Origin of the sequence: Arsenophonus sp. ENCA (assembly GCF_002287155.1) — a bacterium.
GTDB lineage: Bacteria > Pseudomonadota > Gammaproteobacteria > Enterobacterales > Enterobacteriaceae > Arsenophonus > Arsenophonus nilaparvatae.
This window is the reverse complement of the sequence record NZ_NHNG01000578.1, coordinates 1-2,771: the sequence shown is the minus strand read 5'-3', so window position 1 is coordinate 2,771 and position 2,771 is coordinate 1. Positions and strand designations below refer to the sequence as shown.

Here is a 2,771-nt window from a genome sequence, read left to right as displayed (position 1 = left end):
CTTTTTTTGTCTATAGAAGGTTCAACTAATCGCCATAGGTCTTTAGGGCGGAAACATCTACTTTTTAACCATCGGCTAACCGTGTCATGAGATAAAGGCGATGGGCTGACTTCTGATAACGCCAAACTAGAGTATCTTACACTGCTTACTTGCAAGAATATTTTATAGATATCTTTAATGCATGGATAACCGGACAAAATATGAACATCCTGATTTTTTCTTGTTTTTAAATTTATACTTCTTTTTTAGAGACTGCGAAACTCGTGTTTCTCTCAGTTTTGTGGTTTGCATTATCTCCGCCCAGGCATTATTCCGTTCAAAAAGCGATTTTAACGGTCGGGGTTGGAAATCTGTTTTCATAGGAAAAGAAATAAATCAGTTTAGCTTTTAGCAAAAAATTAGCATTATCATCTAAAAATCGATTCGAGAGGCTGATATTGAATTTTTAGCTTGAGGTAGGCATCAGAAATCGATTTTAAGCGACCTATAATGCTCTGTACAGGATTTTATTGATATAGGTAACCCACACAAAGGTAGCGCTTTTTAATTTGATCCTCTTATAATTCGATACCGCGCGTTTTTTGGATATCAGTACTTACAGGCTATCGATTTGCAGCGTAGCTGCTTCGTTCAACCCCGTTACCGAAAAAAGTGGATGTTTTACGTAAACGAACGGTAAGCACTGAAGATGAAGCCAGTATTACCGTTACCACAGCTCACAGAGCAAAGGGTCTAGAGTGGGACATCGTTGAAATTAACAATGATTTTCCGAATAATCTTTTTGACCCTGATATGGACAAAGCAGCTTTTAGAGATGAAGTCAATTTGCTGTATGTCTCGGTAACCCGAGCGAAGAAGACACTTATCATCAATAAATTATTGGTTAATATTCTGGCTAAAGTTGCTGAAAATGAAAAAACGGCACATAGCTGATTCAGGGATGCCTCTAAAATCGCCTGTAATCGATTGTGGGCCATTTTCCTGTGATTAGCCATAAAAGAACCAGTAACAAAAAATAAACGCACCTGAGAAGATAGGGTGCGTTTTGTATGGCTGGATTATAATGCCGGACACGTAATGAATAAATAGCGTATTTAATATAGCGGGTTTGTTTGCCATAATTTAATCTGACGCGAGCAAACATTGAAGATATCGGATGAGTAAAAAATTCACCCCAACCCCACACGATAGTGTATTCAAGCAGTTTTTAAGTGAGAAAGAAACTGCCCAAGATTTTTTTGATATATGGCTACCCGATGAGATTAAGGCATTGTGTGACTTAGATAGTCTGAAAGTAGAATCTAGCTCTTTTATCGATAGTGATATGAAAAATTACCAGAGTGATATTCTCTATTCCGTCAGCACAAAAAAAGGTAGCGGATATATTTATGTTTTGATTGAAGCACAATCTTCGCCTGATAAGCTCATTGCATGGCGGTTGATGCGCTACAGCATGGCAGCGATGCAAAAGCATTTAGACGTTGGACACAAGGAATTACCGTTAGTTTTCCCTATTCTGTTTTACTCAGGTGAACAAACTCCTCATCCCTATAGCACTCATTGGTTTGACTGTTTTCGTGACAGAAAATTAGCAGAAAATATCTACACCAATCCCTTTAAGTTAGCAGATGTGACAACGCTTGATGACGGTGAAATTATGAAGCATAAGCGAATGGCTTTGTTGACCCTCATCCAAAAACACATTCGCCGACGTGATATGACCGAGCTTATGAATGAAATTGTCACGCTGTTGTCGTATAATTATTATACCGATAATCAAGTCATTACCCTGTTTAATTATCTCATCCAGGAAGGTAACGCTCAAAAACCCATGGAATTTATTACCGAGATAGCTAAACAATCAGAAAAACACGAAGGAGCACTTATGACTATTGCTCAAGCATTAAGACAAGAAGGTAAAATTGAAGGTATTCAAGAAGGTATTCAAATTGGTGAACAAAATGGGATGCAAAAGGGCGAAAAACAGGCATCGATGAAGATAGCGCGCCAAATGCTGGAAAGTGGTATGGACAGACAATCTGTGATGAAATTCACAGGCTTGAATGATGACGAAATGAGCAACCTGTTTAAAGATTGAACCATGAAAGAACGCCAGAAATTAAGCCTCAATCGCCCAAGAAAGGCTTCACAAGAAGAGCAGACATCAAGTAACCCCGTTTACGGTAAAAAAGTATGGGTGAATGCTGCGCCCAAAAAAACAGGCAAAAAAACCGAAACCCCAAAAGGTAGCAAAACCTCAGCCGAAGAAGGTTGAAAAACCTAAACAGGTAGTGAAGGTTAAAATCCCTAAACCACCTAAAAAACGATTGCTGTTAGAAGAAGCCACCTTACAGATAACCACTTTTTGGCCTAATCTTTTTCCTGATGGTAAGTTGTGCCCAATGAAAATTGGTATCCAGCAAGATATGTGGCAAGAGGTGAAGGAAAACGGTTTCCCAATAGCCAGAAGGCGTTTAAGAGCATGTTTAGGGAGTATTGGTCATCACGCTGATTATCGCGCACTTATTCAGTTAGGCGCTTTCGCCAATTCCCAAACGAAATGCAACAAAGTAAATCCTTGGTCATACATAGATAAAATTACTGTAATGACCCCATAAGAGATACTGTTGTATGAAGGGAAAACATTTGAACTTACATGAGCGTTTTTATATCGAAAAACGAATAATTGACGGTGTTACTCAGGCCACTATTGCTAGAGAATTGGGGCTTTCTCGTTCAACTGTCAGCAGGGAACTCAAACGTAATACTGA

Annotated in this window: 6 protein-coding genes; 5 read left to right on the top strand and 1 reads right to left on the bottom strand. The window is 38.9% G+C overall.

Annotated elements, in window-relative coordinates; genetic code table 11:
- The coding region (locus CBG25_RS15020; protein ID WP_290604058.1) for a hypothetical protein at window positions 1-197 on the bottom strand (197 nt) is incomplete at its 3' end.
- A 454-nt stretch (window positions 198-651) separates the two neighbouring features.
- Between CBG25_RS15020 and CBG25_RS15015 the strand changes: the two genes are divergently transcribed.
- The 5 genes from CBG25_RS15015 to CBG25_RS21500 form a co-directional block, all read left to right on the top strand.
- Window positions 652-933, top strand: coding sequence for a 3'-5' exonuclease (locus CBG25_RS15015; protein ID WP_290607636.1), 282 nt, complete (start codon window positions 652-654; stop codon window positions 931-933).
- 223 nt (window positions 934-1,156) lie between these two features.
- Window positions 1,157-2,098: an Rpn family recombination-promoting nuclease/putative transposase gene (locus CBG25_RS15010; protein WP_290607634.1), complete on the top strand. Its 942-nt coding sequence runs from the start codon at window positions 1,157-1,159 to the stop codon at window positions 2,096-2,098.
- Between the two features lie 3 nt (window positions 2,099-2,101).
- Window positions 2,102-2,275: a hypothetical protein gene (locus CBG25_RS15005; protein WP_290607632.1), complete on the top strand. Its 174-nt coding sequence runs from the start codon at window positions 2,102-2,104 to the stop codon at window positions 2,273-2,275.
- A gap of 16 nt (window positions 2,276-2,291) precedes the next feature.
- The gene (locus CBG25_RS15000) at window positions 2,292-2,618 is read left to right on the top strand and encodes a ProQ/FINO family protein (protein WP_290607630.1); all 327 of its coding nucleotides are present in this window, start codon (window positions 2,292-2,294) and stop codon (window positions 2,616-2,618) included.
- Window positions 2,619-2,631: 13 nt separating this feature from the next.
- On the top strand, window positions 2,632-2,771 hold a 140-nt coding region (locus CBG25_RS21500), incomplete at its 3' end, for a helix-turn-helix domain-containing protein (protein WP_366212744.1).